We start from the raw sequence: 2,639 nt of genomic DNA on the forward strand, positions 1-2,639 counted from the left end.
TGGCGTGTCGGCGCACCAGCTCGCGGGCCTCGGGCTTGTGGCCGAAGGCACGGGCAAACGAACCGGGGTACAGCAGGCCGCTCTCCAGGAGGTCGAGGCAGATCGGGTAGACCTCGTCGTTCGCGGCGAACCACCCGGCGAAGTGGAAGTACCGGTCGTCCCACGAGTCTTTCTTACTCAGTATCCGCGCCTTGATCAGCGCGTAGGCCTCCGCGTCGTCGGCGATAGCGCCCAGCTTCTCGAGGCCGATCATGGCCCGGTAGAAAGCCCGCTCGTCCCCGGCCAGCAACTCCAGGAGCCGGGCGCGAACCTTGATGGGGTCGTCCATGATGTCGGGAAGGAGGTGGGCAATCCCCTCGTCCTTACCCTGCTCTACGAGTGAGCCCAGCGTCTTCTTCACCTCGGGGTCGGTGATCCCCCAGCCCTCCTGGAGGGCTCGCAGGGTCGGGTTGTCGAAACCGTCGGCGGCCTCGAGGTCGGACAGCAGCAGTCGCTTGGCCGCGTCCGTCCCCACGAACCGGGCGGCCAGCGCCCGCTCGAGGTCGCGGAGTTCTTTCTGGTCGCCGCTGGCCCGCAGAAGTTGCTCGAGCGCCGCCGCCAGGGCGGGGCTGCCGCGCCAGTGCTTTTGCAGGTCTTCCCAGAGGTTCCAGCGCTCCGTGCCACTGAAGGGATGGTCGGACTGTAACTCCAGGACGAGTGCGGCTGCTGCGTCGGGGTCGCCCTTGAACCCCGCGATCAAGACCCCGTAGGCAACCTCTTCTTCCATCACCGGGAAATCCGGGTTCGAGTCTTGGTGGGTGTATGGCCCGCAACCGCGCAGCGCCGCCTCCTTCAAGCCTGGGTGGCCCGGCCAGCCCTCCACCAGCAGCGCCGTCATCGCGGTTCGGTGTCCGTAGCCCAGCCCCCGGTGGCGCGAGGCCAGGCGCAGCAGTAGGTTCAGCAGGCTCTGGTCGTGGGTGCCCGTTCGGACGCGGTGCTTGATTCCGTAGAGCTGCATGACCTGGCTGGGTGAGGCGATAAACCGGAGGGCCAAATCTGACAACTCCGCGCAGGAGGGCCAGCCCTGCATCAGCGCCTCGAGGGCCGCTGCCCTGACCTCCGGGCGGGGGGCGGTCTGGGCCAGCCGAACCAGGCGGCGCTGGGTCTGCGGGTCGCCGGGCATCAGGCGGGCCAGGGACGTGGCCGCCCCCAACTGCGCCTCGAACTCCTCGGCACACAGCCCGCGCATCAGTGCCTCCACAGTTTCCGGCTCCGGCGGCCAGTTACCCATCGCGTTGAACAGGTAGAAGTCGTCCCCCCAGCGTTGCGGAAACCAGCCCGCCAACCGCTGACGCACCAGCCCCCCCACCCGGCTCGACTGGCGACCGCCCAGCACGATCCTCAAGAGGTGCTCCCGGTGGGCTCGGGGCAGGTCGGCTTCCACCGCCTCCAAGGCCTCCGCCGCCAACTGTTTTGCCGTGGCGGCGGGCAGCCTGAAGTCGCCGAAGGCCGCCTCGGCCAGTATGGTTTGGACGGCGATGCGTTGGTGATCCTTTCGGCCTTCCTCCCTGAGGGCCGTGACCAGCCGGGTTGGCTCATCGGCCCGCTCGGATCGGTGGAGGAGGCTCAGCAAGACCTCGCGCCACTGCGGGTCGCCGCACCGCGCCCGCACCATGCCTAGCTGCTCGTCGAAGGGCAACCTCGAGACGAAGGCGGCGCAAAGGTACTCCTGAAAGGCGCGGTGCAGGAACCCCAGTTCGGTCTGGGAGCGGTTGGCCAGAAGCCCCAGCGAGGCCTCGCCGACCTCCAGCAACTCGCTACTTTTTCGTATCGCCTCGGGGGTCGTGAGGCCGAACAGCCCGTCGGGGTCGGTCATCAGGCGCACCAGACGGCCCCTGGCTTCGGTGCGCTCGATGAGTCCCGAGCCCCCGGCGGCTTGCATCTCGTAGGCCAGTGCCTCGAAGGCGGCGGTCAGTTGCTCGAGGTCGAAGGGTGGGGGTTGGGGGTTGGCCTCGGCGGCTGCGCGGCGCAGGTTCGGGTGTTTCTGGATGAGGTGCGTAATGAACTGCGCGTAGACCTTGAAGCGGCTGGTGGGGACGGTGCCGTGGGTGAGCCGTACCCACAGGATAAGGGAGAACAGCAGGGGTACGCCCGCCATTTCCCGAAGTTGCCCGACCTCCCCGATCTCCCCCACCAACGCGCCGCTGAACCGGCGAACCTTGGCCTCCAGGGCTTCCTCCGCCACCCCCTGGCCGCTCCAGAGGTGCGTCAGCCAACGCGAGGCCAGTTCGCGTTGCTGGGCCGTGCTGAGGGGGGCCAGCGTGCAACTGCGCCAGTTGCTGCTGACTTGCAGCCGGGAGTACCCGGCGGGGCGGCTCACCAAGACGGCCCTGGCCCGGCCCTGCTCGAGCAGGACGCCGAGGCGCTGCAAGGCCAGGTTCCCGGCGGGGACGCTTTCGTACTCGTCGAGGCCGTCCACCAGCAGCAGCAGGCGGTCGTCGTCAAGGGCGGACGCGACCAGCGGCCAGAGGTGCGCCTGTTGGTTGCTGTGCAGGTGGTGTCTGAGCAAATCTCCAAGGCTGGTCGCGTGCTGCTGGGTGTCGCTCAACAGACGGGTCCACAGCGGGAAGGGAACCCAGACCGGCAGCCGATCCCCCCAG

General features: G+C 68.5%; 1 protein-coding gene. It reads right to left on the reverse strand.

What is annotated here, in order from left to right; translation table 11 throughout:
* Positions 1-2,639, reverse strand: a 2,639-nt coding sequence (locus Q0288_RS14120) for a HEAT repeat domain-containing protein (RefSeq protein ID WP_299431627.1), incomplete at both ends; no start/stop codon positions are given.

Source organism: uncultured Meiothermus sp. (assembly GCF_937863175.1).
Lineage (GTDB): Bacteria > Deinococcota > Deinococci > Deinococcales > Thermaceae > Meiothermus.